The following is a 1,297-nucleotide window of genomic DNA, read 5'->3' on the forward strand; positions in this document are numbered from 1 at the left end:
ACGGCCCGCTCGGCCTCGCCCTTCGCCATCCAGAGGAACCCCGCCCCGCCGGCCGCGGCGAGCAGCACGGCGCCGGCGAGCCACTTCGCGCCACGGCTCATCGCGCGGCCTCCAGCAGGCGCAGCAGCGCCGCGCGGGTCTCGGCGCGCTCGGCCGGCGTCGGTTCGTAGAGGCGGAACAGCCGCGCGAGCAGCATGCCGTCGCAGGCCGCGTTGATGGCGTTGCCGACACCGGGCGGCAGGCCGTCGGCAGCGATGTCGACGCGCATGCGCGCTACGACAGCGCGGATCGGGTCGAGCAGCGCGGGATCGTGGTGGAAGGCGGCCAGGAACACCGCAGAGGCCCGGTCGTGCCGCTCGTCGCAGGCGTGCAGCGGCCCCTCGCCGGCCGGATCGGCCTCGCCGAAACCCCATTCGAGGCAGGCTCGCGCAACCCGCCCGGGGCCGGGCGGCTGGGCGGCGACGCCCATCTCGTACTGCCCCTCCATGAAGGCGGCCAAGCGCCGCAGCATCGCGTCGAGCAGCGCCTCCTTCGAGGCGAAGTGGTAGAGCAGCCCGCCCTTCGACACCCCGGCGTCGCGCGCCGCGGCCTCCAGCGTCAGGCCGGCGACGCCGCGCGCCTGGATGATCGCCTCGGCGGCGTCGAGGACGCGGGTCCGGGCGTCCGCATGCGGGGCGGACGCGGGCGCCGAAGGGACGAGGCTTGTCACGGGGGCATCGTTCATGCCCCTCAACTATACCGGCCGGACGGTTCGTCAAGAGCAAACCGTCCAGCCGGTACAGTCAGGCTGGAACGATCAGGCCGGCATGGGCACCCGGGCCACCAGCGGGTCCAGCAGCCCCTCGATCGCCGCCGGCTCCTCCCAGGCGAGCCCGACGGTCACGACGGTGACGCGGGAGCGGTATTTCGCGGGGATCCGGACGAAGTCCTTCTTGGTGGTTACCGGGACCGCCCGCAGCGCCTCGGCCTGGGCCAGCAGGTCCTCGAGGTCGCTGTCGTCATAGGGGTAGTGGTCGGCGAAGGGCGCCCGGCCGGCCACCACCGCCCCGGCCTCGCTCAGGGTCGCGAAGAACTTCGCCGGGTTGGCGATGCCGCAGAAGGCGAAGACCGGCTGGCCGGCCAGCATCGCGGCTTCCGGCCCGGCCACCAGCCGCGCCCGCAGCACGGGCAGGGACGGCGGCAGCTGCTCCAGCGCGCCGCATTCGTCGCCGCCGATCAGCACCGCCGCCCGGCAGCGCGACGCGGCGCGCGCCACCGGCTCGCGCAGCGGCCCGGCGGGGATCACCCGCCCGTTGCC

General features: G+C 75.0%; 2 protein-coding genes. Both read right to left on the reverse strand.

Annotation, left to right across the window (positions count from 1 at the left end):
- Window positions 1-97: 97 nt before the first annotated feature.
- A complete protein-coding gene (locus L2I40_RS23325) occupies window positions 98-724 on the reverse strand; it encodes a TetR/AcrR family transcriptional regulator (RefSeq protein WP_237217739.1) in 627 nt (208 codons plus the stop codon).
- 72 nt (window positions 725-796) lie between these two features.
- The coding region (locus L2I40_RS23330) for a tetraacyldisaccharide 4'-kinase (protein WP_237217740.1) at window positions 797-1,297 on the reverse strand (501 nt) is incomplete at its 5' end.

The sequence above is a fragment of the Falsiroseomonas oryziterrae genome (assembly GCF_021864505.1).
GTDB classification, from domain to species: Bacteria; Pseudomonadota; Alphaproteobacteria; order Acetobacterales; family Acetobacteraceae; genus Falsiroseomonas; species Falsiroseomonas oryziterrae.